The organism is Streptomyces panacea (genome assembly GCF_040560175.1).
In the GTDB taxonomy this organism is placed as follows: domain Bacteria; phylum Actinomycetota; class Actinomycetes; order Streptomycetales; family Streptomycetaceae; genus Streptomyces; species Streptomyces panacea.
The window spans coordinates 28,453-53,828 of the sequence record NZ_JARJHW010000030.1; the positions used below are offsets into that span (position 1 = coordinate 28,453).

Genomic DNA, 25,376 nt, shown 5'->3' on the forward strand with positions numbered 1-25,376 from the left:
GGCGGGGCAGATGGTCGAACCCATGCGACGGACTCCCTTTCCAGGATCTGTGTACCGACATCTCGCACAACAGCCGCCGTCCACGACGCATTCCCGGGTGCGCGGGCACGCTCCGTCAGCGGGCCGACTGTGACCGGATCCACTTCCCGACGCCGTCCGTAAGGAGGGTGAGGGCCTCGTCCTGGGTGAGCGTGGCGCGCTTGGGGACGGCGAAGGAGTGGTCGCCGTACGGCACCTCAAGCAGCTCGTGACCGCCGTCGGGGAATTCGGCGGGCTTCCCGAAGGGGTCGTTCCCGCCCTGGACGACGAGCGTCGGCACTCCGGCGCCGAGCAGTTCGTCGGCGCGGGACTTCTCCGGCCGGCCCGGCGGGTGCAGTGGGAAGCTCAACGCCAGTACGGCGTGGGCGCCCAGCTCGCGCGCCGTACGGCAGGCCACTCGCGCCCCGGCGCTGCGCCCGCCCGCGACGACGGGCAGTCCGGGCTTCGTCAGCGCCGGCCAGAGCGCCCGCCAGCCGGTGTCGAGTGTCTTCGGCGCGGGGGCCAGCTTCTTCCCGGCCACCCGCCAGGGCTGCTCGACCAGCGCCACGGTCACCCCGAGCGCGGGCAGCGCCGCGGCGAGCGCCTGGAGGTCGCGTGCCTCGATGCCGCCGCCCGCGCCATGGCCGACGGCGAGAACGAGGCGCGCCGCCCTCCCCTTCGACGCCCTCCCCTCCGTAGAGAGGTGCCAGGTGATGCGGGCGTCGCCCGCAGGAGTGTCGACGATCTCGCTCTGCATGTCACCAGGATCACATCGGGGTGGTCGTACGCCGCGGATCCGCCGCGTCCTCCTCAGAAGAGGGTGCTCTCCTCGGGCGCGGCCAGCTCCTCCAGCAGCTCCGGACCGTTGTTCCGTACGTTGCTGACGGCCGTCGCCACGGGATAGGCCCGCATCAGCCCCTCCGGCGGGGGCGCCAGCAGCTCACGCAGCTCGTCCAGGTCCGTACGGGCCGGATCCAGCCAGGCGTCCCACCGGTCGGGCGTCAGCATCAGCGGCATCCGGGGGTGGATGTCGGCGAGCGACCCGGGCCCCTCGGCCGGGGCCACGCCGAGCGGGCCGGTCTCCGCCTCGGTCGTGATGACCGAGCAGGTCACCCACCAGGCGTTCGGGTGGTCGTCGGGGAGGGTCTTGTCGCGCCAGAACTCGTACAGACCGGCCATGGCCATGACCGACCCGTCGGCCGGGGTGACGAAGTACGGCTGCTTGCGGGGCCGCTTCTTCTTGCCCTGCTCCTCCAGCTGCCGCTCCTCGGGGGCCGTGACCCACTCGTAGTAGCCGTCGGCCGGTACGAGGCAGCGCCGGGAGGCGAAGGGGCGCCGGAAGGACGGCTTCTCGTGCACGGTCTCGGCGCGTGCGTTGATCATCCGGGCGCCGCCCTCGGGCGTCTTGGACCAGGAGGGCACGAGCCCCCACCTGAGCGTGCGGAGCTGGCGTACGGGGGCGGGATCGTCGGCGCCCTTCACGGGACGCTCCAGGACCACGTACACCTCTTTGGTAGGTGCCACGTTCCAGTCGGGCGCGAGGGTCTCCTCAGGCTCCCACTTCTCGACCTCGAAGAGCCCGACGAGATCCTCCGGCCTCCGGCTCGCCGCGTACCGACCGCACATGTCCGACCACCCTCCGACCTGCCGACGCACCCGCGCCGGATCACGCCACCGGCACGCGTACAACCCTCGCAGATCGTCCGTCGTCTCCGCCGGTCACTTCGCGCAGAGCGTGACCATGGGGCCGACAGCCCTGTCGGGGCCGGGGGTGGCCCCCGGCCCCGACAGGGACTCATATCAGCTCCGACTCCGCCCGGGTCAGCGGATGTTGACGTCGATGCAGGAGTAGAACGCCATCGGGGTGTCGGCGATGTTCCAGACGGCCAGGACCTTCTGGTTGCCGCGGATGCTGCCGAAGTTGACGTTGTGGCTCACGGTGGCACCGGGGGTGGCACCGCCGTCGTTGAATTCGGCGACCTTGGTGTTGCCGACGAAGTACTGCCAGGTGGTGGTGCGGTGCCGCGCCGTCAGCGTCCAGTTGAACGTCTGGTTGACGCCGATGTTGGAGCGCTGCCAGCCCTTGTTGTCGTCGTTGAGGTCGGCGAACCTCGCGAGCCCACCGTTGCAGCTCTTGAGGCCCTTCGGGCCTTCGACGCTCTGTGGCTCCCACTTGATCTCGCCGCAGGAGACGACGCCGGTCTTGCACTGGTCCTGCCGGCTGGCGGGCGAGTTGATCCAGCCGTGCGCGGAGGCGGCCGGGGCGGGAAGAGTGACGGCGATGATCGGTGCGACCGCCGCACTCAGGACGAGGGCGAGACGAGTTTTCTTGTGCATGACAACTCCTTCGTGGTGACATCCGACGGGACCGTCGCCGAAGACGCGGCCGGCTCCGACCCGTTACGGACTCACTGCGTGTGGGGAACTCGCGAAGGTGCACGAACAGTTGCATCGACAGCGGAAGAAGTCCGGTGACGGTCCGGTGGAGCGCTGTCGCAGGGCTAACCACTCCAATGTTCTACTAGGTCTAGACCATGGCAGCCGCTTTCGGGTGTCGTCAAGACTTGAACTGCCCTTGACCGCACGTGGCTTGAAACCCTCCAGCCGCTGTGCGGCGGCCGCGTCCCGCGCGCAAGTGCCACACTGCGACGACGCACACCCGACGCGCACCCGACGCGCGTCCTCCCAAGGAGCCGCCCGAGCGATGATCAGCACCGACTCCAGCGGCATCTCGGCCGCCTCCATAGGCGATCTGTGGGATCGCGTCTTCGGCACCCAGCCCGTCCCCGAGGACTGGCTGGTGATCGCCACCGCCGTCGTCGCGCTCGCCGCCGTCGTACCGCAGGCCCTCTGGCGCCTGTCGCGCAACGCCGTCACCATCGCCCACGAGGGCGGACACGGCTTGGTCGCCCTCCTCACCGGCCGCAAGCTCGACGGCATCCGGCTGCACTCCGACACCTCGGGCCTGACCGTCAGCCGCGGCAAGCCCACCGGCATCGGCATGATCCTCACCGCGGCGGCGGGCTACACGGCCCCGTCCCTGCTGGGCCTCGGCGGCGCCTGGCTGCTCGCCGCGCACCACATCACGCTGCTGCTCTGGCTGGCGACGGCCCTGCTGCTGGTGATGCTGGTCATGATCCGCAACGCGTACGGGGCGCTCACCGTCATCGTGACGGGGGCGGCCTTCCTGCTGATCTCCTGGCTGACCGGTCCGGCCGTGCAGGCCGCGTTCGCGTACGCCGCCGTATGGTTCCTGCTGCTCGGCGGCGTACGGCCGGCCTTCGAGCTCCAGTCCAAGCGGCGGCACGGCGGCGCCCCCGACTCCGACGCCGACCAGCTCTCGCGCCTGACGCACGTGCCGCCGGCGATGTGGCTGTTCCTCTTCCACGCCGTCTCGCTGTGCTCGCTGATCGGCGGAGGCACCTGGCTGCTGGGCCTGTAGCGCGCCCGGAAAGCACCCCGCGAGCCGGTCGCGCGCCTCCATACCACCTTCGTATTACGCCCCGATTTCAACGTATTTGATCAGGATCAGGGTCGTTGTACAGCCATTAAAGTAAAGGCCATGACCGAAAGCGCCGTGCACCCTGCCCTCTGGCCCGCCCCTTACGCGAGCGGGGCCGTCGAAGCGACGGTCACCGTGCCCGGTTCGAAATCGGTCACGAACCGTGGCCTCGTCCTCGCCGCGCTCGCCGCCGAACCCGGCTGGCTGCGCCGGCCCCTGCGCTCACGCGACACCCTCCTGATGGCGGACGCCCTGCGCGCGATGGGCGTCGGCATCGAGGAGACGGTCTCCTCCAGTTCGGCGGCGGCGGGTTCCATGACGCCCGCACGCGGCGCGGGCAGCCCGTCGTTCACCGGCGAGGCCTGGCGCATCTTCCCCAACGGTCTGCACGGCCCGGCCAGGGTCGACGTCGGCAACGCCGGTACGGTCATGCGCTTCCTGCCCCCCGTCGCGACCCTCGCCGACGGCCCCATCCACTTCGACGGCGACCCGCGCTCCTACGTACGCCCGCTCCACGGCGTCATCGACGCCCTGCGCGCCCTCGGCGCCCGTATCGACGACGAGGCCCGCGGCTCGCTCCCGCTGACCGTGCACGGCGGCGGCGCGCTGGACGGCGGCACCGTCGAGATCGACGCCTCCTCGTCCTCGCAGTTCGTCTCTGCGCTGCTGCTCTCGGGCCCGCGCTTCAACCAGGGCGTCGAGGTACGGCACGTGGGCGCCACCCTCCCGTCCCTGCCGCACATCCGGATGACCGTCGACATGCTGCGCGGCGTCGGCGCCCAGGTCGACGAGCCGGAGACCGGCGGCGAGCCGAACGTCTGGCGGGTCTCCCCCAGTGCCGTGCTCGGCCGCGACCTGACCGTCGAGCCGGACCTCTCCAACGCCCAGCCGTTCCTCGCCGCCGCCCTCGTGACCGGCGGCCGGGTGACCGTACGGGACTGGCCCACCCGCACCACACAGCCCGGTGACGCGCTGCGCCGGATCTTCACCGAGATGGGCGGTTCCTGCGAACTGACCGCGCGGGGACTGACGTTCACGGGCGGCGGCCGGATCCACGGCATCGACGTCGACCTGAGCGAGGTCGGCGAACTGACCCCCGGCATCGCGGCCGTCGCGGCCCTCGCCGACGGCCCCTCCACGCTGCGCGGCGTCGCCCATCTGCGGCTCCACGAGACGGACCGGCTGGCCGCCCTCACCAAGGAGATCAACGAGTTGGGCGGCGACGTCACCGAGACCGCCGACGGCCTCCGGATCCGCCCGCGCCCCCTGCACGGCGGTGTCTTCCACACGTACGACGACCACCGCATGGCCACGGCGGGCTCGATCATCGGCCTCGTCGTGGACGGCGTGGAGATCGAGAACGTCGGAACGACGTCCAAGACCCTGCCCGATTTCCCTGAGATGTGGACCGACATGCTCGCGGGAGCGGGAGCCTGACGCGATGCGCCGCTACGGCAAGAACCCGGACGAGGACGACATCCGCTCCCGCCCCAACCCCAAGGGCAACCGCCCGCGCACCAGCATCCGCCCCAAGCACGAGGACGCGGCGGAGGGCATGGTCCTGACCGTCGACCGCGGCCGGCTCACCTGTCTGGTCGGCGACACCGTCGTCCTGGCGATGAAGGCGCGCGAACTGGGCCGCAAGGCCGCCGTGGTCGGTGACCAGGTGATGATCGTCGGGGACCTCAGCGGAAGGAAGGACACGCTGGCGCGCATCGTACGGATCGAGAAGCGACGCTCCGTACTGAGGCGCACGGCGGACGACGACGACCCGTTCGAGCGCGTCGTCGTCGCCAACGCCGACCAACTCGCCGTGGTCACCGCGCTCGCCGACCCCGAGCCGCGGCCCCGGCTGATCGACCGCTGTCTGGTCGCGGCGTTCGACGCGGGCCTCGAACCGCTGCTGATCCTGACCAAGTCCGACCTCGCCTCGGCGGACGAACTGCTGGAGACCTACCGGCCGTTGGGAATCCGTTACGTCGTCACGCGACGGGACGAACTGGCCACCGGTGAGGCGGCCGACCGCGTACGGGAGTACCTCGAAGGCCGGATGACCGCGTTCGTCGGGCACTCCGGCGTCGGCAAGACGACGCTGGTCAACGCGCTCGTACCGGACGACCGCCGCCGTACGACCGGCCTGGTCAACGCGGTCACCGGGCGCGGCAGGCACACCACCACCTCCGCGCTCGCGCTGCCGTTGGTGAAGGCGGACGGCTGGGTGATCGACACCCCGGGCATCCGCTCCTTCGGCCTGCACCACGTCGACCCGTCGCGCGTCATCCTGGCCTTCCCGGATCTCGTACCGGGCACGGAGAACTGCCCGCGCGGGTGCGGCCACGACGAACCGGACTGCGCGCTGGACACGTGGGTGGCCGAAGGCCACGCCGATCCGTCGAGGCTCGACTCGCTGCGCCGGCTTCTCTCCACCCGGGAGCGGCGCGAGGGCGACTGATCCCGCGATGTTTGCCGCCTGCAAGTCTTGGTGAGTGCATAAACTCACCAAGTCTTGGCAAGGTCTGTCAAGGCATACCGAGGCACATCGAGAACGTGCGGTCACCGACGCGGGAGGCACAGACGATGGCGTGGCTGCTGGTGGTAGTCGCGGGGCTGCTGGAGACGGGCTTCGCCGTCTGTCTCAAGCTCTCGCACGGGTTCACCCGGCTCTGGCCGACGGTCGCGTTCGCGGCCTTCGCGCTCGCCAGCTTCGGCCTGCTGACCCTCTCGCTCAAGAAGCTCGACGTCGGCCCGGCGTACGCGGTGTGGACGGGCATCGGCGCGGCCGGCACGGCGATCTACGGGATGGTCTTCCTGGACGACCTGGTCTCCACGCTGAAGATCATCTCGATCTCCCTCGTCATCATCGGTGTCATCGGCCTCCAGCTCTCGGGCTCGTCCCAGCACTGACGGCCGCGATCGGTCCGGCGACGGCCGCGCGCACCAGCCGCCCGACGGGCTCACCGTCGGGCGCGACGACGTGCGCGAGGGCGAGGCGTACGGCGAGTTCGCAGCGGAAGGCCAGCTCGGCGGACTCGTCCTTCGTACGGGGGACGGGCTCGGGAGCCCTGGGCGGGGCGGCGGGACGGCCGTTGTCGGTCCGGGACTGATCGGAACGGGACTGTTCGGGCCGGGCGTGCTCCGGTCTGCGGTACTGCGGCGTACGTCCCCGCTCGACCCGTGCCTGCTCGGCGCGGGTCTGGTCCGCCCTCGCCTGCTCCACACGCGCCCGCTGCACCCGTCCCGCCTGCACGCGCAGCGGCTCGGTACGCGGCGGACCACCGGCGTCCGCCGGGCCCCGGCGGTCCGGCCGCCCCGGATCCAGCGCGGCCACGGCCCGGTTGCGTACCGCCGCCACCAGATCCGCCGGCGCGGGCGGCCCGGCGTCCGCGCGGCGCTGTGCGGGCGCGCCCCCCGGAGGGGCCGCGGGGCGTACGGGACGGGGCGCCGGGTGGCGCTCGGTCCACCCGTCGGTGAGCAGGGCCCGCAGCAGGGGCCTGGAGCGCGCCTCCGAGACCGTCCACTCGGCCACCGACACCAGCCGGTCCACCGGCTCGGCGGGCTCGGCCAGCAGCCGCTCGACACCGTTCAGATACAGGTCGGCCTCGCGCCGGACCAGCGCGCGGGCGAGACCGTCCTTGCTGCCGAACTCGTTGTAGAGGGTCTGCCGCGAGACCCCGGCGGCCGACGCGACGTCGACCATCCTGACGGCGGACCAGGACTGGTCCGTGAGCGCCGAAAGAGCGGCGTTGAGTAGGGCTTCACGCGCTGTAGGCATCGTTGCCTCCCGGGCCGTTCGGCTCCGCACTCAGAGTTGACGCAGCCTCGCGCGCTGTCAAGAGGACCCGGGGCCGGGGCGCCTCCCCCACCGGCCCGTAGCCCGATCTCGGACGCTGTCGATACTGTGACGACCATGCCCGATTACCACGATGATCTGCGACTCGCCCATGTCCTCGCGGACGCCGCCGACGCCGCGACGATGGACCGGTTCAAGGCTCTCGACCTGAAGGTCGAGACCAAACCGGACATGACCCCGGTGAGTGAGGCCGACAAGTCGGCCGAGGAGCTGATCCGCGGCAATCTCCAGCGGGCGCGGCCACGTGACGCCGTACTGGGCGAGGAGTACGGCATCGAGGGCACCGGCCCGCGCCGCTGGGTGATCGATCCGATCGACGGCACCAAGAACTACGTACGCGGCGTCCCCGTCTGGGCGACGCTGATCTCCCTGATGGTGGCGGGCGAGGGCGGTTACGAGCCGGTGGTCGGCGTGGTGTCGGCGCCCGCGCTGGCGCGTCGCTGGTGGGCGGCCAAGGGCGGCGGCGCGTACTCCGGCCGCAGCCTCTCGTCCGCGACCCGGCTGCGGGTCTCGAAGGTCTCGCGCATCGGGGACGCCTCGTTCGCGCACGCTTCACTGAAGGGCTGGGAGGAGCAGGGCCGCCTCGACGGGTTCCTGGATCTGACCCGGGCCTGCTGGCGTACTCGCGGGTACGGCGATTTCTGGCCGTACATGATGGTCGCCGAGGGTTCGGTGGACATGTGCGCGGAGCCGGAGCTGTCCCTGTGGGACATGGCGGCGCCGTCGATCATCGTCCAGGAGGCGGGCGGCCGGTTCACGGGCCTGGACGGGCGCTCGGGGCCGCACAGCGGCAACGCCGCGGCGTCGAACGGGGTGCTCCACGAGGAGCTGCTCGGCTATCTGAATCAGCGCTACTGACAGCGGCGGCGCCGTGTCTCCGGGGAGAGAACTCCGGAGACGGCGCCGCGGAAGACGGCTCCCGCTCGGACATCCGCAAACTTTTTCTCGGGGCAATCGGCCATTCGGGGGATCGTGAGTCCCTTGGGGCGCCCAGGGCGTGCGGTTCTGATCTTCACGCGCCGGGCGGCTCGCTTCGCCCGCCCCCTTGTTGACTCACCGTGCCGGTGTCACTCTGAAAGTCCCCCCACTTGTGAACTTGTGAATCCGTTCTCCAGCCAAGGGACCGGTTCACCGAGGAGGTGGCTCCACTCCATGCTCGTCCGTGACGCCATGAGCACGGTGGTCCTCACCATCGGGCCCACCCACACACTCCGCCAGTCCGCACAGCTGATGGCGGCACGCCGCGTCGGCGCCGCTGTCGTCCTGGACACCGATAACTGCGGGCTCGGGATCATCACCGAGCGTGACATCCTGATCTCGATCGGCGCCGGACAGAATCCCGAGGTCGAACTGGCCGGCACGCACACCACCACCGATGTCGTGTTCGCCTCACCGATCTGGACCCTGGAGGAGGCGGCCGAGGCGATGACGCACGGCGGCTTCCGACATCTGATCGTCTGCGACGACCGGGAGCCGGTCGGCATCGTCTCCGTACGCGACATCATCCGCTGCTGGGCCCCGGTCGGGCGGCGCCCGTCGGCGCTGACCGGCTGAGAGGCGCGGAGGCGCGGGAGCTGTCGGGACGGCAACGGTGGAGGCCGGGTCCGTCCCGGAACCCGGCCTCCGCCGCCTCATCGGCGAGGGCCGTCAGCCGCGCAGGGCCTGGACCGCGGTGTCCAGCCGCTTGCCGAAGTCTCCGTCCGCCTGACGGAAGTTGTTGACCGCTCGCTCGGCGATGTCGTCGCGCGAGACCTGGGAGATGAACTGGGCGAGGTTGCCGACCAGCCGGGCCTTCTCGTCCTCCGACATCGCCCGGTAGAGGTTTCCGGCCTGCACGAAGTCGTTGTCCTCGGCGTGGGCGGGGGCCTCGGTGTTGCCGGTGGTGCCGGTGACCGAAGTGGGCCCCCAGAGGGGCCTGTCCGTCTGGAACGGGCCGCCGAAGCTGTTCGGCTCGTAGTTCTTGGCACCCTTGTGACGACCGTCGTAGAGGAAGCCGTCACGGCTGTTCGTCCGCGCCTCGGTGGCGTGCGGACGGTTCACCGGCAGGTGGTCGGCGTTGATGCCGACGCGGTAGCGGTGGGCGTCGCCGTACGCGAAGAGACGGCCCTGGAGCATCTTGTCGGGCGACGGGCCGATGCCGGGCACGAAGTGCGCCGGGCTGAAGATCGACTGCTCGACCTCGGCGAAGATGTTCTCCGGGTTGCGGTTGAGCTCCAGCTTGCCGATCTCGACCGGCGGGTAGTCCTCGTGCGGCCAGACCTTGGTCAGGTCGAACGGGTTGAAGCGGTAGGTGGCCGCTTCCGACGCCGGCATGACCTGGATCTGCACGGTCCACGACGGGAATTCGCCGCGCTCGATGGACTCGCGCAGATCGCGCTGGTGGCTGTCCGGGTCCACGCCCGAGAGCCGGTTGGCCTCGTCGGTGGTGAGGTTCTTGATGCCCTGGTCGGTCTTGAAGTGGTACTTGACCCAGAAGACCTCGCCGGCCTCGTTGTTCCACTGGTACGTGTGCGAGCCGTACCCGTTCATGTGGCGCAGCGTGGCCGGGATGCCGCGGTCGCCGAACAACCAGGTCACCTGGTGCGTCGACTCGGGGCTCAGGCCCCAGAAGTCCCATACGTTGTCAGCCTCCTGGCTGCCCGTGTACGGGTCGCGCTTCTGGGTGTGGATGAAGTCGGGGAACTTGATGGCGTCCTTGATGAAGAACACCGGGGTGTTGTTGCCGACGAGGTCGTAATTGCCCTCCTCGGTATAGAACTTCAGCGCGAAACCGCGCGGGTCACGCACCGCGTCGGCCGAGCCCAGGTTTCCGGCGACGGTGGAGAAGCGCAGGAAGGTCTCGGTCTGCTTGCCGACCTCGGAGAGGAACTTCGCACGCGTCCACCGCGAGACGTCGCGGGTGAGCGTGAAGGTGCCGTACGCCCCGGCGCCGCGGGCGTGCACGATGCGCTCCGGGATGCGCTCGCGGTTGAAGTGGGCGAGCTTCTCGAGAAGTGCCTGATCCTGAACCAGAACGGGGCCGCCCGCGCCGGCGGTCTCGCTGTTCTGGTTGTCGGCCACCGGCGCGCCGGCCTCCGTAGTAAGCGGTCCCTGCGTCACGTGCGCCTCCTGCGTCATACCTGCTGTACCTGTCGCTCGGCGATTTCCTTGTCCCGATCCTACGATGGACTTTGTCTAAGTCAAGCGAGGGTCCAACTCGACACTCATTCAGGATCTGGGCGCCCTCACTGTTAAGCTGACCCTCATGAGTGACCTGTTGGAACGACTTCGCGAACGCGGCTGGCGGATGACCGCCCAGCGCCGTGTGGTGGCCGAGGTCCTCGACGGGGACCACGTACACCTCACGGCGGACGAGGTGCACGCGCGCGCCGTGGCCCGGCTGCCCGAGATCTCCAGGGCGACGGTCTACAACACCCTGGGCGAGATGGTGACGCTGGGCGAGGTCATCGAGGTCTCGACGGACCGGCGCGCCAAGCGGTACGACCCGAACGCCCACCGGCCCCACCACCACCTGGTCTGCGCGCACTGCGGCACGATCCGCGACGTGCACCCGGTGGGCGACCTGCTGGCCGACCTGCCGGCGACGGAGCGTTTCGGTTTCGCGGTCTCGGACGTGGAAGTGACGTACCGGGGTACCTGCCCCAACTGCGCCCGGAGCTGAGCCCGTCGGCGCCGTCGAGCGCCGCACCCCGCGCCCGCCGGAACGCGCGCGGCGCACACCCCGGAGCACGACTCCCGCGCCGCACCCCGGAGCACGACGAAGGCCCGGATCCTGATCGGATCCGGGCCTTCGTCCTTCTTCAGTAGCGGGGACAGGATTTGAACCTGCGACCTCTGGGTTATGAGCCCAGCGAGCTACCGAGCTGCTCCACCCCGCGTCGGTGAACACGACATTACGTCACCCCGCCGACCAGCGCAAATCCCGGTTCGACCGCTCACGCCGTCAGCTCCTGGTGCAGCGCCTCGCGCAGCCGCGCGGCCCGCTCCGTCACCTCGGACGGACCCAGCTCCACCGCGCGGGCGCACCAGCGCTGCCCCTCGGCCAGCTCCCCGCGCCGGGCCGCGAGCAGCGCGAGCCGCAGCGCCGCGCGCCCGTGGCCGGCCTGCGCCGCGCGCGACCACCACAGCGCCGCCTCCCGCTCGCTGCCCTCCCGGGCCAGCAGCAGCCCCAGGTTGAAGGCGCCGTTACGGCTGCCCGCCTCCGCGGCCTCCCGGTACCAGCGCGCCGCGTCCGTCATGTCGCCCCGGCTCGCGGCGAGCATCCCGACGCGCACCTGGGCGCGCCGGTGGCCGTGCTCGGCCGCGCGCTCGTACCACTGCTCGCACTCGGTCTTCTCCGGCTGCGTCTCACCGAGCGCCGGCGCGCCCGGCGGCGGCTGCCGCGCGTCCAGCACGGTCGCGAGCCGGAAGGCCGCCTCCGCGCTGCCGCCCCCGGCCGCGCACCGCAGATGCCGTTCCGCCGCCTGCTCGTCACCGTCCCTGAGGCACGCGATGCCCACCTGGAGGGCCGCTTCCGTGTGCCCCGCCGCCGCGGCCCGCTCGTACCAGACCAGGGCCGCACGGTCGTCGTCACGGCCCGCGTAGAGGATGCCCAGGTTGAACGCGGCATCCACGCTGCCCGCCTCGGCCGCCTTGGAGAACCACGGCTCGGCGCCGGTCGGGTCACCGGCCTGGAGGAGCAGGACGGCGAGGGCGTTGGCCGCCTCACGGTGGCCCGCGTAGGCGGCGCGGCGGTACCACTGCTCGGCCTGTGCCGTACGGTCCTGGGCCGCACAGAGCAGCCCGAGGTTGTAGGCGCCGTTGACATCGCCCGCGTCCATCGCGGCCCGGTACCAGCGCTCGGCCGTCTGCTGCTGGCCGCGCGCGGCGTGGAGCGCGCCGAGCGCGTTGGCGGCGTTGCCGTCGCCGTCCTGCGCGGCGCGCAGCCACCAGACGGCGGCGCTCTCGTCGTCACCGGCGTCGCGCAGCAGGAAGCCGAGGGCGCAGGCGGCCCGCGCCTCGCCGTCCTTGGCGGACGTCAGATACCAGCGCCCGGCCTCCTTCAGCTCACCGCGGCTCTCCAGGATCGCGCCGAGGTGCAGCGCGGCGCGGCGGTGCCCGCGCGCGGCGGCCTGCCGGTACCACTGCGCGGCCTCGGCGAGGAGCGACTGTCCGGCGTCGGCCTCGGCGCCGGGACCCGCACCGTCGCTGCCCGCGGGGGCCTCGCGGACGCCGGGGCCCGCGCCGCCGTCCCTGCCGGCGATGACCGCGCGGACGGTGTCGCCGGTGCGCGCGGCCTGCCGCGCACGGCGCTCCAGCGCACGCGCGAGGCGGTACGAGGCCTCCCGGTGGCCCTGCTCGGCGGCGGCCCGCAGCCAGCGCTCCGAGCCGACGTCGCTGCGGTGCTCCAGCAGGTCGGCGAGCGCGTAGGCGCCCAGCGCGTGTCCCTGCTCGGCGGACTGGCGCAGCCAGTACTCGGCGGCGGGCTCGTCGCCCTGCTCGCGGTAGTGCCGGCCGAGCGCGTGCGCCGCGGCGGCCGAACCGGCGACGGCGGCTACGCGCCACCAGCCCGACGCCTCTTCGGTGTAGCCGCGCTGGTGGAGGAGGACACCCAGGTTGTTGGCCGCGGCGCGGTCGCCCTCGGCGGTCGCCGCGCGCAGGTAGTTCTCGGCGGCGTCGAGATCACCGCGTCGCAGCAGCAGCGCGCCGAGCACGCTCATCGACGCGACATCGCCCTTGTCGGCGGCACGCCGGTGGCGCGCCTCCGTCTCGGCGTCGGCGCTCTCCGTGGGACCGCCGGCGGTCGTGGCACCGGTCGCGCCCTTGGAGTTCTCGGCGTCGGCGGCATTTTCCGCCTGTCGCGGTACAAACCGCCCTGTCTCCAACAGAGTTGCCCTGTCCCCCATAAAATCCATCGTTACACCACCTGTTACCCGCGTACAGCCGGTATATCGCGGCCAGCAAGGTCACTTCAGCGTTTTGTCGACATGCCCACAGAGAGACAACTCAAACGCCTCTCGGGTCAACTCGCCACTCCCACCGCCCACTTGACCGGACGCACGGTCACGGATCGACCACGAACAGGTACGAACACCACACAACGCGCAGCAAAGGCCCGGATCCTGATCGGATCCGGGCCTTTGACTGAGAAGTAGCGGGGACAGGATTTGAACCTGCGACCTCTGGGTTATGAGCCCAGCGAGCTACCGAGCTGCTCCACCCCGCGTCGTTGTGTTCCAAACCTTACCACGACGCGGGGTGTTGGCTGATCAGGTCTTGTCGTCGCTCCCGCCCGCCGGCGGCTTGGCCGGCGTCTTGGCGGACTTCTCCGCCTCGGCCGCGCGCCCCAGGGCGTCCTGAAGGGCCTCCTGGGCCTTCCCGTACGCCACCCAGTCCTGCTTCTCCAGAGCGGCCTCACCGTCCGTGTACGCCTTCTGGGCGTCGGCGATGGCCTCCTTGAGCGCGGCGTCACCGGTGGCCGGCGGCGTCGTCGTGTCACCGTCGCCCGGTGGTGGCGTCGTCTCCGGCGGCTCGGCGCCGTCGACACCGAACACCGCGTTCAGCGCCTCGGACAGGCTGTCCTTGAAGACCGGCTTGCCTCCGTAGGAGACGGCGATCTTCTTCAACAGCGGATAGTTGGCGCTGCCGCCTCGCGCGTACACCGGCTCGATGTACAGGAACCCTCCGCCGAGCGGCACCGTCAGCAGGTTGCCGTACTCGATGTCCGAGTCGGTACCTCTCAGGTTCCTTACGAACTCGGCGACTTCGGGCACGCCGTTCAGCTCGCTCTGCACCTGTTGCGGTCCCTGGACCGTGGAGGTCACCCTCAGGACTCTGATCTTGCCGTAGTCGTCGCTGGTGGCATCGGCGTCGACCGCCATGAACGCCCCGAGATTGGGACGTCCGTTGGGCGTGAACGTCGTCGTCAGCGAGAACTTCTGGGCCGACTGCCCCGGCATCTTCAGGCTCAGGTAGTACGGCGGGACCGCACTGCTGTCCTTGTTCGTCGGGTCGTCCGGCACCTGCCACGCGTCGGAGCCGCTGTAGAACTGGGCGGCGTCCGTGACGTGGTAGCGGGTGAGCAGCTCGCGCTGGACCTTGAACATGTCCTGCGGGTAGCGCAGGTGGGCCAGCAGCTCCGGCTTGATGTCCGCCTTCGGCTTGACCGTGTTCGGGAAGGCCTTCATCCAGGTCTTGAGGACCGGGTCCTTGGTGTCCCACTGGTACAGGTTGACCGAGCCGTCGTACGCGTCGACGGTGGCCTTCACCGAGTTACGGATGTAGTTGACCTGGTTCTGCTGGGCGACGACCGCGCGCTGGTTGTTGGTCAGCGAGTCAGTCGTGGTGTCGCCCAGCGTCGTACGGGACGCGTACGGATAGCCGTTCGTCGTGGTGTAGGCGTCGACGATCCACTTGATCTTGCCGTCGACCACGGCGGGGTAGGCGTCGCCGTCGATGGTCAGCCACGGTGCGACGGCCTCGACGCGCTCCTTGGGCGTGCGGTTGTACAGGATCCGCGAACCCTCACCGATGGCGCCCGAGTAGAGCATCTGCGGCTCGCTGAACGCCACGGCGTAGGCCGCGCGGTTCACCGGGTTGGAGAGATCGACACCGCTGTTGCCCTTGTAGCTGGTGGTCTGCTCACCGTTCTTCTCGTAGTCGAGCTCCTTCTGCGGGCCGCCCACGATCGAGTACTGCTGGGTCTTCTCGCCGTAGTAGATCCGCTGCTCGTACTTGCCGAGCTGACCGCTGGTCGGCAGGCCGGACTCGGTGAAGTCGGGCGCGCCGATCGTGCCGTCGTTCTCCTCGGTGACCGTCCCGGTGCCCTTGGACGCGATCGCTCCGTACCCATGGGTGTAGGTGAAGTGGTCGTTGATCCAGTTGCGCTTGGGGATACCGGTGATGTTCAGCTCGCGCAGACCGATGACCGTGTCCTGCGGCTTGCCGTCCGGGCCGAGGTAGCGGTCGACGTCCAGCGTGTCCGGGAACTGGTAGTACTTGCGTTCCTGCTGGAGCTGCTGGAAGGCGGGCGAGACGACGTTGGGGTCGACCAGCCGATAGCTGGCGGCCGAGTCGGCCGCCGCGCGCTGCTGGGTCTTCTTGTCGGGGTCGCCCTTGCCGGAGTAGTCCGTCACATCGGCGTCGTCGATGCCGTACGCGGCGCGTGTGGCATCGATGTTCTTCTCGATGTACGGGGCTTCCTTGGCCTGCTCGTTCGGCTGGACCTGGAACTTCTGAACGATCGCCGGGTAGAGGCCGCCGATGAGGATGGCGGACAGGACCATCAGACCGAAGCCGATCACCGGCAGCTGCCAGGTGCGGCGCCAGAGCGTCGCGAAGAAGAGCACGGCGCAGATGGCGGCGATGCAGAACAGGATCGTCTTCGCCGGGAGGTAGGCGTTGGCGTCGACGTACCGCAGGCCCGTCCAGTTGCCGGTGGCCTTGAAGTCACTCGCCTTGACGGCGAGCCCGTACCGGTCGAGCCAGTACGCCACGGCCTTGAGCGAGACGAAGACACCGAGCAGCACCGAGAGATGGCCGGTGGCCGCGCCCGTCGCCCGCGCGCCGGGGCTGGTGACGCGCAGCCCTCCGTACAGATAGTGCGTCAGCGCGGCGGCGATCAGCGCCAGGACGACGGCGGCGAAGCCGAAGCCGAGCATGAAGCGGTACCAGGGCAGGTCGAACGCGTAGAAACTCACGTCCAGGTTGAACTGGGGGTCCTTCTGACCGAAGGGCACCCCGTTGACCCACATCAGCCAGGTGCGCCACTGACCGGCCGCGGACGCTCCGGCGATCAGCCCGACCAGGGCGGTGATCCCGAGCAGCACCCACTTCTTGTACGGGGCGATGCCCATCCGGTACCGGTCGAGGCTCTGTTGCTCCAGCGACATCGCGCTCAGCGGCGGACGCAGCCGGTGCGCCAGCCAGATGTTCACGCCGACGGCAGCCGCCATCAGCAGACCGAAGACCGCGAACAAGCCGATCTTGGTCCAGAGGGTGGTGGTGAAAACGGATGAGTATCTCACCGAGCGATACCAGAGCCAGTCGGTCCAGAACCCCGCGAACATGACGAACATCATGGCCAGGACGGCCAGGATGCCCAGTGTCATGAGCAGGGTCCGGGCACGTCTGGACGGCCGGCCCACTCTGATCCGTGGCCCGGTCGGGCCTCCGCCGCGGTCCGGCATCTGGAAAGCCAACGTGCGCACCTCGAAGTTCGCGGTCGTGTGAAGCAGCTGAATCAGCGTCTGTAAGCGGGCCCCAGCGATCGTAGGGCCCACCCATGCAACTTACTGAGGCTTTACCTAGTTCCCGCAGGGGGGTCGGAAGGAGGCAGGATGTTGGCCATGTCCAACCTTTCCTCCTCCTCTTCCTCCTCGTCCTCGTCCGATCAGCCGCCCTCGGCATCGGGCCCGGTCGCCTCGACCCCCATCACCCGTGCGGTGCTGGAGATCGACGAATACGCCTCCGGCCTGGGCTGGGACCAGCCCGCCAGACTGTTCGCGCTCGTCGACACGGCCCGACTGCGCACCGACGAGCCGGAGCTGGCCAACCAGCTCGGTCTCGACGACGGCTCGACCCCCGCCCCGCTCACACCCGTCGAGCAGGACGAGATCCCGGCGGGCACCCCGCTCGACGAGTTCCTCGCCACGATCGCCTGGCCCGGCGCGGTGGCCGGCTGCGCGATCACGGTGGAGCGTCTGATGCTGCCGCCGTCCGCCGAGGCGTCCGTACCCGAAGGCCTGGACGAGTCCGCGCTCGTGGACTGGGTCGCCGCCCACCCGGACCGTCAGGAGGTACGGATGACGGTCGCCGTCCTGCGTGACGGGACGCGGGACTCGGCGCTGCGGCTGCGCGAGAAGGACTCACCGACCCAGGTGCTGACCGGCGCCGGCCTGGTGCCGGGCCTCGCCGAGGCCCTGGCCGCCACGTTCGAGGCGTAACGACCTCGACGCCGGAGGGGCCGCACCCGCGGCCCCTCCGGCGTTCCGACGAAGCGAACCGGCGAGCCGGGCCCTGTCGGGGCCCGGCAGGATCGCCCGGACAGGATCTAGCCGGTCGAACAGCTCGGCAGGCCGGCCGTGTCGCCGCTCTTGATCTTCTCCAGGGACGCCGTGGCGTCCTTGATGTTCTTCACCCGCACCAGGGTGAGGCCCCCCGGGATGTCGGAAGCGGCCGAGGCGCAGTTCTCGTCCGGCGTCAGGAAGTACCGGGCACCCGCCTGCCGCGCGCCGACGAGCTTCATCCCGATGCCGCCGATGGGGCCGACCTTGCCGTTGTCGTCGATCGTGCCGGTGCCGGCGACGAACCTGCCGCCCGTCAGATCGCCGGGCGTGATCTTGTCGACGATCCCGAGCGCGAACATCAGACCGGCGCTCGGTCCGCCCACGTCGGCCAGCTTGATGTCGATCTCGAACGGGAACGTGTGGTCCGTCCCGGCCTGGATGCCGACGATGGCGCGGTCGTCACCCTCGTCCGACTTCACCGTCCTGACCGTGACCCGCTCGGTGCCCTCGGGCTCCTTGCCGGCCTTCTCGGCCGCCTGGGCGACCTTGGCCGGGATGATCGTGAAGACGACGTCCTCGCCCGGCTTGTGCGTGGTGACGATCTCGGCGACGTCCGGCGGCGCCTCGACGGTCTTGCCGTCCACCGCTTTGATCACGTCACCGGCGTGCAGTGTGCCGTCGGAGGGGCTGTCCTTGACGACCGCGGAGACGATCACCCGCGACGTGACGGGGATGTTCTCCTCCTTCAGGGCCGCGACCTTCGCGCTCTCCTGGGACTGGCTGAACTCCTCGGCATTCTCCTGCGTGGACTGCTCTTCCGTCTTGCCGTCCGGATAGAGGGTGTTGTGCGGCACCACGATGTTGTCGTGCGACAACCAGCCGTAGACCGCCTCGACCACATTCATCTTGTAATCCGCGCCGGTGACCCTGACGGTCGTCATATTGAGATGCCCGGTCGTCGGATAAGTCTTGCGACCGGCAATGTGGAGCACCGGCTCACCATTCGCGTCGCCCAGTGTGTTCACCGTCGGACCGGGACTCATCTCGGCGTACGGAACGGGAATGAACACTCCCGCACAGAGCAGCGCGATCAGCACGAGCGTGGAGGCGAGCATCGTCGCGGTGCGGCGTGGCATGGAACGACAGTACGGGAAGGGTCTGTCGGTGCACCCCCGGGGCCGGTCCGTACGGGGCGACTTGGCCCCGGTGCGTGGCCTGACGGGCGGGCGGACGGAGGCCGCGGGCCGGGGGCCGACGAGGGGGTGCGGGGAGCCGGGCGCGAGCGCCTAGGTGGCGTCCGTCGTGGCCGGATGGGATTTCGCCATGGCGTCCCGGAAGCGCGCGTAGCCGGCGAGTTCGGCTATGTCTCCGGTGGTTCGGTTCCTTGAGACCCAGCTTCCCCATATCGCCGCGCCGACCGCGGCGAAGAGCGGAATCAGCAACCAGGCAAGCGCGGCCATCCCGACCTCCTTACCCATGTGTATGTGAACCGACTGATCAGCAGATTAGCCATCTGCTGCTTCAACGCTCCGGGCAGGGGTGCGGTTACGCAAATCGGGCCACACGGGAACGGAGAGCGACGCGGCGGTGCGGGAAGGGCGTCAGCAGGCCCCGACCCATTCCTCCGTACCGTCGGAGAATGTCTGGTGCTTCCATATCGGCACCTCGTGCTTGAGATCGTCGATCAGCTTGCGGCAGGCCTCGAAAGCCTCCGCGCGGTGCGGGCAGGAGACGGCCACGACGACCGCCAGATCTCCGACGGCGAGGTCACCCACACGGTGGACGGCCGCCAGTGCGCGGACGGGGTAATCGGCGACGACCTTCTCGGCCACCCGGCGTAGCTCGGCCTCGGCGGACGGGTGACAGGAGTATCCGAGGGTGTCGACGTCGGCGCCCCCGTCGTGGTTCCGGACGGTCCCGACGAACAGGGCGGTGCCTCCCGCCGCGTCGTCGCCGACGGCCCGGAAGATCTCGTCGACGGACAGCGGGCTCTCGCGGATCGCCAGCAGACGGATGGGGTCCTGTGCCGCCTGCTCACCCGGGTGCGCCTCGATGCGTGCCATGCGGCCCATCGTGCCGTACGGCACGGGCATCACGTAATGGCGCGTTCGACCGGCTGTCGGCCCGCCCGCTCGGAGCGTCCTACGAAGGACGAAGGACGGCGGGCGCCCGGCGCGCTTGCCGGCCTCAGCGCCGGCGGGCCTTACGGGCGCGGCGTACCACCGCCGCCGCGCCGAGCAGGGCGACCGTCGCACCGGCGGCTCCGGCGGCCGTGGCGTCCTTGCGGCCGAGGCGTCGGCCGGCGACGGTGTGGCGGCCCTCGACCTCTTCGAGAAGCGCGCCGAGGACTTCCTCGTTGGTCCACCGGGGCCGCCAGCCGGCGTCGTGGAGACGGCTGACGCTGACCACCCAGGGATGCATCGTGTAGGCGAGGTCGCCGGCCGGGGACGGCGTGAGGCCGATGCGGTGCAGCCGGGCGGCGGCGCCCAGGGCGACGGCGGAGGGCAGCTCCATGCGGCGGATGCCGCTCAGCTCCTCGATCTCCTCCTGTTCGAGCCAGCCGTCGCAACCCACCGCGAACTCGCCGTCGACCTTCTCCAGCGCCGCGTACTCCAGGGCGCTGACCAGGTCGTCCACGTGGCAGAACTGCCAGGTGGGCCGGGAGCCCGTGACGACCAGCAGCCGGGGTGACTCGAAGTAGCGGGTCAGGGCGGTGTCCGTGCCGCCGACGAGGACGGCGGGCCGCACGACCGTGACGTTCAGGCCGGGGTGCGCGCGGGGCGCCCGGCGGCCGAGGCGCTCGATCTCCAGCAGGTCGCCGACGCCCGTGGCCTCCGCGGTGGCGCGCAGCTCGGCGTCCTCCGACAGCGGGATGTCGTTGTCGGCCAGCGCCCCGTAGACCATGGCCGACGTGCACAGGACGACCCGGTGCACCCCCGCGGCGGCCGCGGCGGTGAGCACCGTCTGGGTGCCGCGGACGTTGTAGGCCGTACGGGCCGCCGCGTCCCGCTCCAGGTCCAGATCGAGCGCCAGGTGCACCACGACGTCCGCGCCGCGCAGTTTCTCGGCGATGGCCGGGTCCCGTACGTCCAGGATGTGCCACTGCGCCTCGCTCACCTCGCCGCGGCGCTCGTCGATGGCGACGACCTGCTTGATCTCCTCGGACGCCGCGAGGCGCCGGGTGAGCAGGTCGCCGACGCCCGAGGCGGCTCCGGTGACCGCGACGACGGGGCCGCGTGGCGGGGTCGGGGTTGAGCGGTTTCGCGCTGCGCGAACCTGCGGATCTGGGGAACTCACCGGGCGTCTCCAGCGGTTGTCTTCAGTACGGACGTGTATGAAACGTGCGTACCAGGTGGCGTCCATCCTGCCGCAGGCCGAGCATTGGCGGAGCACCGAGCCCGGATGCGGCCTCGGATGTCTACGCTGGGTGGTGTCGGGCAGTCGCCGTCGGCAGAAAAGCCGGCGGCCCAACGAGCCGAGGAAACCCGTGAGTGACACCCCATTCGGATTCGGCCTTCCGCCGGAGGAGCCAGAGGACGGCGACGGCAAGAAGAACGACCCCGCCGGAGGTGGTCAGGGTGCCGGCGGCAGAGGCGGCGGGGGCAACCCCTTCTCGGGGTTCGGCCTGCCGGGCGGTCCGGGCGGTGGCGCGGGCGGGGACAACCCGTTCGCCGCGATGTTCGGATCGATGAACCCCAACGACCTGGGCGCCGCCTTCCAGCAGCTCGGCCAGATGCTCAGCTACGAGGGCGGTCCCGTGAACTGGGACATGGCCAAGCAGATCGCCCGCCAGACGGTCGCGCAGGGCACGTCCGACGGCACGAAGGACGCCAGCGTGAGCCCCGGCGAGCGGATCGCGGTCGAGGAGGCCGTGCGGCTGGCCGACGTCTGGCTGGACGCCGTGACGTCACTGCCGTCCGGTTCGGGATCGACCGTGGCGTGGAGCCGCGCCGAGTGGGTCGAGGCGACCCTTCCCGCGTGGCAACAGCTCGTGGACCCGGTGGCCGAGCGCGTGGGCGCCGCCATGGGCGACGTGCTGCCCGAGGAGATGCAGGCCATGGCCGGGCCGCTGATCGGCATGATGCGCTCCATGGGCGGCGCCATGTTCGGCCAGCAGATCGGGCAGGCCGTGGGCGTGCTGGCGGGTGAGGTGGTCGGTTCGACCGACATCGGACTGCCGCTGGGCCCGGCCGGCAAGGCCGCGCTGCTCCCGCTGAACATCGCGGCCTTCGGTAAGGACCTCGGCATCCCCCAGGACGAGGTGCGGCTGTATCTGGCCCTGCGCGAGGCCGCCCACCAGCGGCTGTTCGCGCATGTGCCGTGGCTGCGCTCGCATCTGTTCGGCGCCGTGGAGGGGTACGCGCGGGGCATCAAGGTCGACGCCTCCAAGCTGGAGGACGCCGTCAGCCAGCTCGATCCGTCGAATCCCGAGCAGCTTCAGGAAGCACTCCAGCAGGGCATGTTCCAGCCGGAGGACACGGTCGAGCAGAAGGCCGCCCTGGCCCGCCTGGAGACGGCGCTCGCGCTGGTCGAGGGCTGGGTGGACGCGGTGGTGCACGAGGCTGCCAGGACCAGGCTGACGTCGGCGGACGCGCTGCGCGAGACGCTGCGCAGGCGCCGCGCGTCGGGCGGCCCGGCCGAGCAGACCTTCGCCACCCTCATCGGCCTTCAGCTGCGCCCCAGGCGGCTGCGGGACGCCTCCCGGCTCTGGGCCTCGCTCACGGACGCGCGGGGCGTGGACGGCCGCGACGGGCTGTGGGAGCACCCCGACATGCTGCCGACGGCCTCGGACCTGGACGACCCTGACGGCTTCGTCCACCACGAGCACGCGGACTTCTCCGAGCTGGACAAGATGCTCGGCGAGGCGGCGGGCGGCAAGCCGAAGACGGCGAAGGACCCGGAGAAGGCCCCGGAGGAGAGTCTCCGGAAGGACAGCGACCGGCCCGACGACAAGAGGCCCGGCGACAAGGGGCCCGGCGACAAGGGCGAGGGCGGCGACGAGGGCAAGGACGACAGCGCCAAGTGAGCCTGCACGACGACGCCGTCCGCGTACTGGAGACGTACGAAGGTCAGGAGGAGCTGCGCGGGATCTACCTGGAGCATCTGGCGGCCCGTCCGGACGGGATGTGGAAATCCTGTGAGGCCGGGCATGTCACGGCGAGCGCCCTGGTGATCGACGCGGAGCGGGGCCGGGTTCTGCTCACCCTCCACAAGAAGCTCGGCATGTGGCTGCAGATGGGCGGTCACTGCGAGCCGCAGGACGGTTCACTCGCGGCGGCGGCGCTGCGCGAGGCGACGGAGGAGTCCGGGATCCAGGGACTGACACTGCTGCCGGGCGGGCCCGTACAGCTCGACCGGCACGGGATTCCGGCGCCCTGCCACTGGCATCTTGATGTCCAGTACGCGGCTCAGGCGCCGGCCGGGGCGGTCGAGGAGATCAGCGAGGAGTCGCTGGACCTGCGCTGGTTCGCGTACGACGAGGTGGCGGCGGTCGCCGACGGATCGGTCGTACGGCTCCTGGACCGCACGCGCGCCGCGCTCTCCGGGAGGGTGCGGGGCTGACGGGAACGAGCGGGGGCGGCCTCCGAGGAGACCGCCCCTGACGGGCGCCGAAGGGCCGGCGGAGCCGGAGCCCCACCGGACTCAGCCCCGGCTGTTCCAGACGTTGTTCTGGTTCTGCGCGTGGGCACCCTGCTGGCCGACGCCGAACTGCGCACGCGCGCCCTGCCCGATGTCCGCGTTCTGCGGCGGCATGACCTCACTGGGCTGCACGAGCGCGAAGCCCTGGCCGAGGAAGCTGAGCTCCCAGCCCTCGCCCGTGTTGCCGCGCCGGCGCCGTACGCCCGAGGAGTGCGTCTGCGCCTGCATCTGGACCCGCAGCGCGGAGGACCACGCCACGATCGCGTCGGCATCGACGTTGACGTACTTGTCGGGCGTCACGTGCATCATCAGTGGCTGCCCGGACGTCATCAGGGCGACCTTGCCCCGGCCCGAGATGTTGAGCTGGTACTTGCCGGAGCCGGAGATGCCGTACTGGCTGTCCACCGCGATGACCTCGGTGTGCAGCGTGGAGTCGAGCGCCAGGACATAGGCGCTGTCGACGGTCATGCCCTCCTGGTCGACATCCACGACATGCACGTACTGCGCGAGATTGGCGAAGTAGACCGTCCCCTGACCCGAGCAGCGCATCAGTTCGAGGCCTTCACCGGTGTTCGCCCTGGCGCGGCGCTGGCCCTGGGACTGGTATTCACCGTCGAAGTCGATGAGTCCCTGGTAGGCGACCATCGCGCCCTTGCGGGCGAGGACGTCGTCCTGGCCGGTGAGCGCGACCCGCAGCAGCTGCGGGTTCTGTACGACGTAGCGGTCCTGGGACTGCGTTTCCGCGAGTCCGAAAAGCGGGCTCTGCATGATGTTCTCCTCCCCCTCAGCCCCGGACCCGCAGGCGGTCGGTGCTGTCCTCGCTCGGTTGTACGACGACGATTCCCTGGCCCGAGAAGGCCATCTGGAAGGCCTCCCCGCTGCCCCGTCCGATCAGCGACGATGCCTTGAAGCTCCGCTTGCCCTTCACCTTGAGCCCGGGTGACCAGGCCACGAGGGCGTCGGGGTCGACGTACGTCTCGTCCTCGCCACGGCCGCAGTCGACGACGATCGGTGTGCCGCGCGAGGTCAGCGCGACCCAGCCGGTCCCGGCGATCGTGACGTTCCACAGGCCCTGACCGGCGAACTTCGCCAGTCCCTTGACCTTCTCGACGCCCCACTGGAGGTGCGCGTCGAAGGCCAGCAGGTTGGTGCCGTTGACCGAGAGCGAGTCGTTGTTGAGATTGATGACGACGACGTCGGCGCCGTAGTCGGCCAGATAGAGCAGGCCGTCACCGGCGCACTTCATGATCGGTGCGCCTTCGCCCGTCACCCACTGACTGGCGATCTGACGCACGGCGGGCGGGTTCGGCTCGTACTGCACGAAGCCCTCGTACGCGACCATCGAGCCGGTGCGGGCGTAGAGGTCCTGCCCACTGGCCATGGCGACCTTGAGCATGGTGCGGCCGTGATTCTCCATCCGGGCCGTGACGGGTGTCGGGGCGAAGCCCACGAGTTGCTGGTTCATGTGGCGGACTCCCTCAGACCTCATACGGCTGGACGACGATGAAGTTGCCGGGTGCTCCCCGGAACTGCAGATTCACGGTCTCTCCGCTGTGCCCCGGATACGCGTTGCGGCGCAGCCGGACCTGGCTGGAGAGGATGACCTGGGAGGCGGCCGACCAGGCGACGACGGCGTTGCAGTCGGCGAAGGTCGTGGGCGTGACCGGCAGGACCACCGGGACTCCGTGGGTCTTCACGACGACGGTGCCGGTGCCCTGGAACTGCATGGTGAACAGGGCTCCACCGGGGATGCCGTGGCCCTCGATGCGACGGACCTCGTACTGAAGGGTCTCGTCGAAGGCGAGCACGTTCTCCGCGGAGACGCAGACGGCGTCGCCCTGGAGCTCGATCGGGTGCAGATGCGAGCCCTCCTCGGCGAGGAACACCTGGCCGCGGCCGGAGCAGCGCATGAGCTGCATCTCCTGCCCGGTCGCGTTCCCTACGACGCGGCCCGCGAAGCCGGCGCTCTTGTAACCGAATTCGACCTTGCCCTGGTACATGACCATGCTGCCCTGGCGGGCCAGGACGGGTGTGCCGCCCATGGCGAGGTCGACCCGCATCAACTGCTGGTTCTGCGGGGTCCAGCGCTGGCCGGTGGCCGCCTCGCGGTACGGCTGGAGCGCGGCCTGGAGACCGGCGCCGGCCTGCTGGCCCGCTTGCGGCAGACCCGGGGGCGGTGCGCCCTGGGGGTGGCCTCCGTACGGAGGCGGCGTCGGCTGTCCGTACGGCGAGAGCACGCCGGGCGGCTGCCCCTGACCGGGGAACTGGCCGGGGACCTGGCCCGGAGGCTGACCGGGGATCTGGCCGAACTGCGGCTGCTGCGGCGTCTGCGGCTGACCGGGCGGCTGCGCGTAGGGCGACGGCGCGGGCGGCGGTGCCA

23 protein-coding genes, 2 tRNA genes and 1 pseudogene are annotated in these 25,376 nt (G+C 70.4%); 10 read left to right on the forward strand and 16 right to left on the reverse strand.

Features of this window, described 5'->3' with window-relative positions:
- Positions 1-115: 115 nt before the first annotated feature.
- From P3L51_RS10485 to P3L51_RS10495, 3 genes are all read right to left on the reverse strand, one after another.
- Positions 116-775 carry an alpha/beta hydrolase family protein gene (locus P3L51_RS10485; RefSeq protein ID WP_354604846.1) on the reverse strand — a complete coding sequence of 220 codons (660 nt, stop codon included), beginning with the start codon at positions 773-775 and terminating at the stop codon, positions 116-118.
- Between the two features lie 53 nt (positions 776-828).
- On the reverse strand, positions 829-1,644 hold the full coding sequence (locus tag P3L51_RS10490; protein ID WP_354604847.1) for an SOS response-associated peptidase: 816 nt from the start codon (positions 1,642-1,644) through the stop codon (positions 829-831).
- 195 nt (positions 1,645-1,839) lie between these two features.
- Positions 1,840-2,355 (reverse strand): lytic polysaccharide monooxygenase auxiliary activity family 9 protein, encoded by a 516-nt coding sequence (locus tag P3L51_RS10495; protein ID WP_354604848.1) that lies wholly within the window; start codon positions 2,353-2,355, stop codon positions 1,840-1,842.
- Between the two features lie 367 nt (positions 2,356-2,722).
- Here P3L51_RS10495 and P3L51_RS10500 point away from each other — a divergent pair, with 367 nt between their 5' ends.
- The 4 genes from P3L51_RS10500 to P3L51_RS10515 all read left to right on the forward strand — a co-directional run bounded on the left by P3L51_RS10500 (position 2,723) and on the right by P3L51_RS10515 (position 6,424).
- Positions 2,723-3,460, forward strand: a complete 738-nt coding sequence (locus tag P3L51_RS10500) for a M50 family metallopeptidase (protein ID WP_435594421.1) — start codon at positions 2,723-2,725, stop codon at positions 3,458-3,460.
- A 120-nt stretch (positions 3,461-3,580) separates the two neighbouring features.
- Positions 3,581-4,957 (forward strand): 3-phosphoshikimate 1-carboxyvinyltransferase, encoded by a 1,377-nt coding sequence (gene aroA, locus P3L51_RS10505; protein ID WP_354604849.1) that lies wholly within the window; start codon positions 3,581-3,583, stop codon positions 4,955-4,957.
- A 4-nt stretch (positions 4,958-4,961) separates the two neighbouring features.
- The gene (gene rsgA / locus P3L51_RS10510) at positions 4,962-5,972 is read left to right on the forward strand and encodes a ribosome small subunit-dependent GTPase A (protein WP_354604850.1); all 1,011 of its coding nucleotides are present in this window, start codon (positions 4,962-4,964) and stop codon (positions 5,970-5,972) included.
- A gap of 125 nt (positions 5,973-6,097) precedes the next feature.
- Complete coding sequence (locus P3L51_RS10515) at positions 6,098-6,424, forward strand: DMT family transporter (protein WP_354604871.1); 327 nt, start codon at positions 6,098-6,100, stop codon at positions 6,422-6,424.
- 373 nt (positions 6,425-6,797) lie between these two features.
- On the opposite strand, the pseudogene P3L51_RS10520 reads toward P3L51_RS10515, so the two are convergent.
- A pseudogene (locus tag P3L51_RS10520) lies at positions 6,798-7,292 on the reverse strand (TetR/AcrR family transcriptional regulator); the annotation flags it as partial.
- A gap of 135 nt (positions 7,293-7,427) precedes the next feature.
- Here P3L51_RS10520 and hisN point away from each other — a divergent pair.
- Positions 7,428-8,228 (forward strand): histidinol-phosphatase, encoded by an 801-nt coding sequence (gene hisN, locus P3L51_RS10525; protein WP_354604851.1) that lies wholly within the window; start codon positions 7,428-7,430, stop codon positions 8,226-8,228.
- A 294-nt stretch (positions 8,229-8,522) separates the two neighbouring features.
- On the forward strand, positions 8,523-8,924 hold the full coding sequence (locus P3L51_RS10530; protein ID WP_354604852.1) for a CBS domain-containing protein: 402 nt from the start codon (positions 8,523-8,525) through the stop codon (positions 8,922-8,924).
- A 93-nt stretch (positions 8,925-9,017) separates the two neighbouring features.
- Here the strand turns inward: P3L51_RS10530 and P3L51_RS10535 are convergent, their stop codons facing one another.
- Positions 9,018-10,487, reverse strand: coding sequence for a catalase (locus P3L51_RS10535; RefSeq protein WP_354604853.1), 1,470 nt, complete (start codon positions 10,485-10,487; stop codon positions 9,018-9,020).
- A gap of 127 nt (positions 10,488-10,614) precedes the next feature.
- Between P3L51_RS10535 and P3L51_RS10540 the strand changes: the two genes are divergently transcribed.
- Positions 10,615-11,031: a Fur family transcriptional regulator gene (locus tag P3L51_RS10540; protein WP_354604854.1), complete on the forward strand. Its 417-nt coding sequence runs from the start codon at positions 10,615-10,617 to the stop codon at positions 11,029-11,031.
- A 143-nt stretch (positions 11,032-11,174) separates the two neighbouring features.
- On the opposite strand, the gene P3L51_RS10545 is transcribed toward P3L51_RS10540, so the two are convergent.
- The 4 genes from P3L51_RS10545 to P3L51_RS10560 all read right to left on the reverse strand — a co-directional run bounded on the left by P3L51_RS10545 (position 11,175) and on the right by P3L51_RS10560 (position 16,537).
- Positions 11,175-11,248, reverse strand: a tRNA-Met gene (locus tag P3L51_RS10545).
- A gap of 57 nt (positions 11,249-11,305) precedes the next feature.
- Positions 11,306-13,264, reverse strand: a complete 1,959-nt coding sequence (locus P3L51_RS10550; RefSeq protein WP_354604855.1) for a tetratricopeptide repeat protein — start codon at positions 13,262-13,264, stop codon at positions 11,306-11,308.
- Positions 13,265-13,501: 237 nt separating this feature from the next.
- Positions 13,502-13,575 (reverse strand) — tRNA-Met (locus tag P3L51_RS10555).
- A gap of 43 nt (positions 13,576-13,618) precedes the next feature.
- Positions 13,619-16,537 carry a UPF0182 family membrane protein gene (locus P3L51_RS10560; protein WP_354604872.1) on the reverse strand — a complete coding sequence of 973 codons (2,919 nt, stop codon included), beginning with the start codon at positions 16,535-16,537 and terminating at the stop codon, positions 13,619-13,621.
- 150 nt (positions 16,538-16,687) lie between these two features.
- Here P3L51_RS10560 and P3L51_RS10565 point away from each other — a divergent pair, with 150 nt between their 5' ends.
- A complete protein-coding gene (locus P3L51_RS10565) occupies positions 16,688-17,293 on the forward strand; it encodes a PPA1309 family protein (RefSeq protein ID WP_435594422.1) in 606 nt (201 codons plus the stop codon).
- A 107-nt stretch (positions 17,294-17,400) separates the two neighbouring features.
- Here the strand turns inward: P3L51_RS10565 and P3L51_RS10570 are convergent, their stop codons facing one another.
- The 4 genes from P3L51_RS10570 to P3L51_RS10585 form a co-directional block, all read right to left on the reverse strand.
- On the reverse strand, positions 17,401-18,492 hold the full coding sequence (locus P3L51_RS10570; RefSeq protein WP_354604857.1) for a YlbL family protein: 1,092 nt from the start codon (positions 18,490-18,492) through the stop codon (positions 17,401-17,403).
- 150 nt (positions 18,493-18,642) lie between these two features.
- Positions 18,643-18,816 carry a hypothetical protein gene (locus tag P3L51_RS10575; RefSeq protein ID WP_354604858.1) on the reverse strand — a complete coding sequence of 58 codons (174 nt, stop codon included), beginning with the start codon at positions 18,814-18,816 and terminating at the stop codon, positions 18,643-18,645.
- A gap of 141 nt (positions 18,817-18,957) precedes the next feature.
- A complete protein-coding gene (locus P3L51_RS10580) occupies positions 18,958-19,419 on the reverse strand; it encodes a molybdenum cofactor biosynthesis protein MoaE (protein ID WP_354604859.1) in 462 nt (153 codons plus the stop codon).
- A 124-nt stretch (positions 19,420-19,543) separates the two neighbouring features.
- Entirely contained in the window at positions 19,544-20,653 is a 1,110-nt protein-coding gene (locus tag P3L51_RS10585) for an SDR family oxidoreductase (protein WP_354604860.1), read from the reverse strand.
- A 190-nt stretch (positions 20,654-20,843) separates the two neighbouring features.
- Between P3L51_RS10585 and P3L51_RS10590 the strand changes: the two genes are divergently transcribed.
- Together P3L51_RS10590 and P3L51_RS10595 are read left to right on the forward strand one after the other, a co-directional pair.
- The gene (locus tag P3L51_RS10590) at positions 20,844-22,382 is read left to right on the forward strand and encodes a zinc-dependent metalloprotease (RefSeq protein ID WP_354604861.1); all 1,539 of its coding nucleotides are present in this window, start codon (positions 20,844-20,846) and stop codon (positions 22,380-22,382) included.
- Complete coding sequence (locus tag P3L51_RS10595; RefSeq protein ID WP_354604862.1) at positions 22,379-22,918, forward strand: NUDIX hydrolase; 540 nt, start codon at positions 22,379-22,381, stop codon at positions 22,916-22,918. The genes P3L51_RS10590 and P3L51_RS10595 overlap by 4 nt, the downstream gene beginning before the upstream one ends.
- An 81-nt stretch (positions 22,919-22,999) precedes the next feature.
- On the opposite strand, the gene P3L51_RS10600 is transcribed toward P3L51_RS10595, so the two are convergent.
- From P3L51_RS10600 to P3L51_RS10610, 3 genes are all read right to left on the reverse strand, one after another.
- Entirely contained in the window at positions 23,000-23,764 is a 765-nt protein-coding gene (locus tag P3L51_RS10600; RefSeq protein WP_354604863.1) for an AIM24 family protein, read from the reverse strand.
- A 16-nt stretch (positions 23,765-23,780) separates the two neighbouring features.
- Entirely contained in the window at positions 23,781-24,461 is a 681-nt protein-coding gene (locus P3L51_RS10605) for an AIM24 family protein (protein ID WP_354604864.1), read from the reverse strand.
- Between the two features lie 13 nt (positions 24,462-24,474).
- The coding region (locus tag P3L51_RS10610) for an AIM24 family protein (RefSeq protein ID WP_354604865.1) at positions 24,475-25,376 on the reverse strand (902 nt) is incomplete at its 5' end.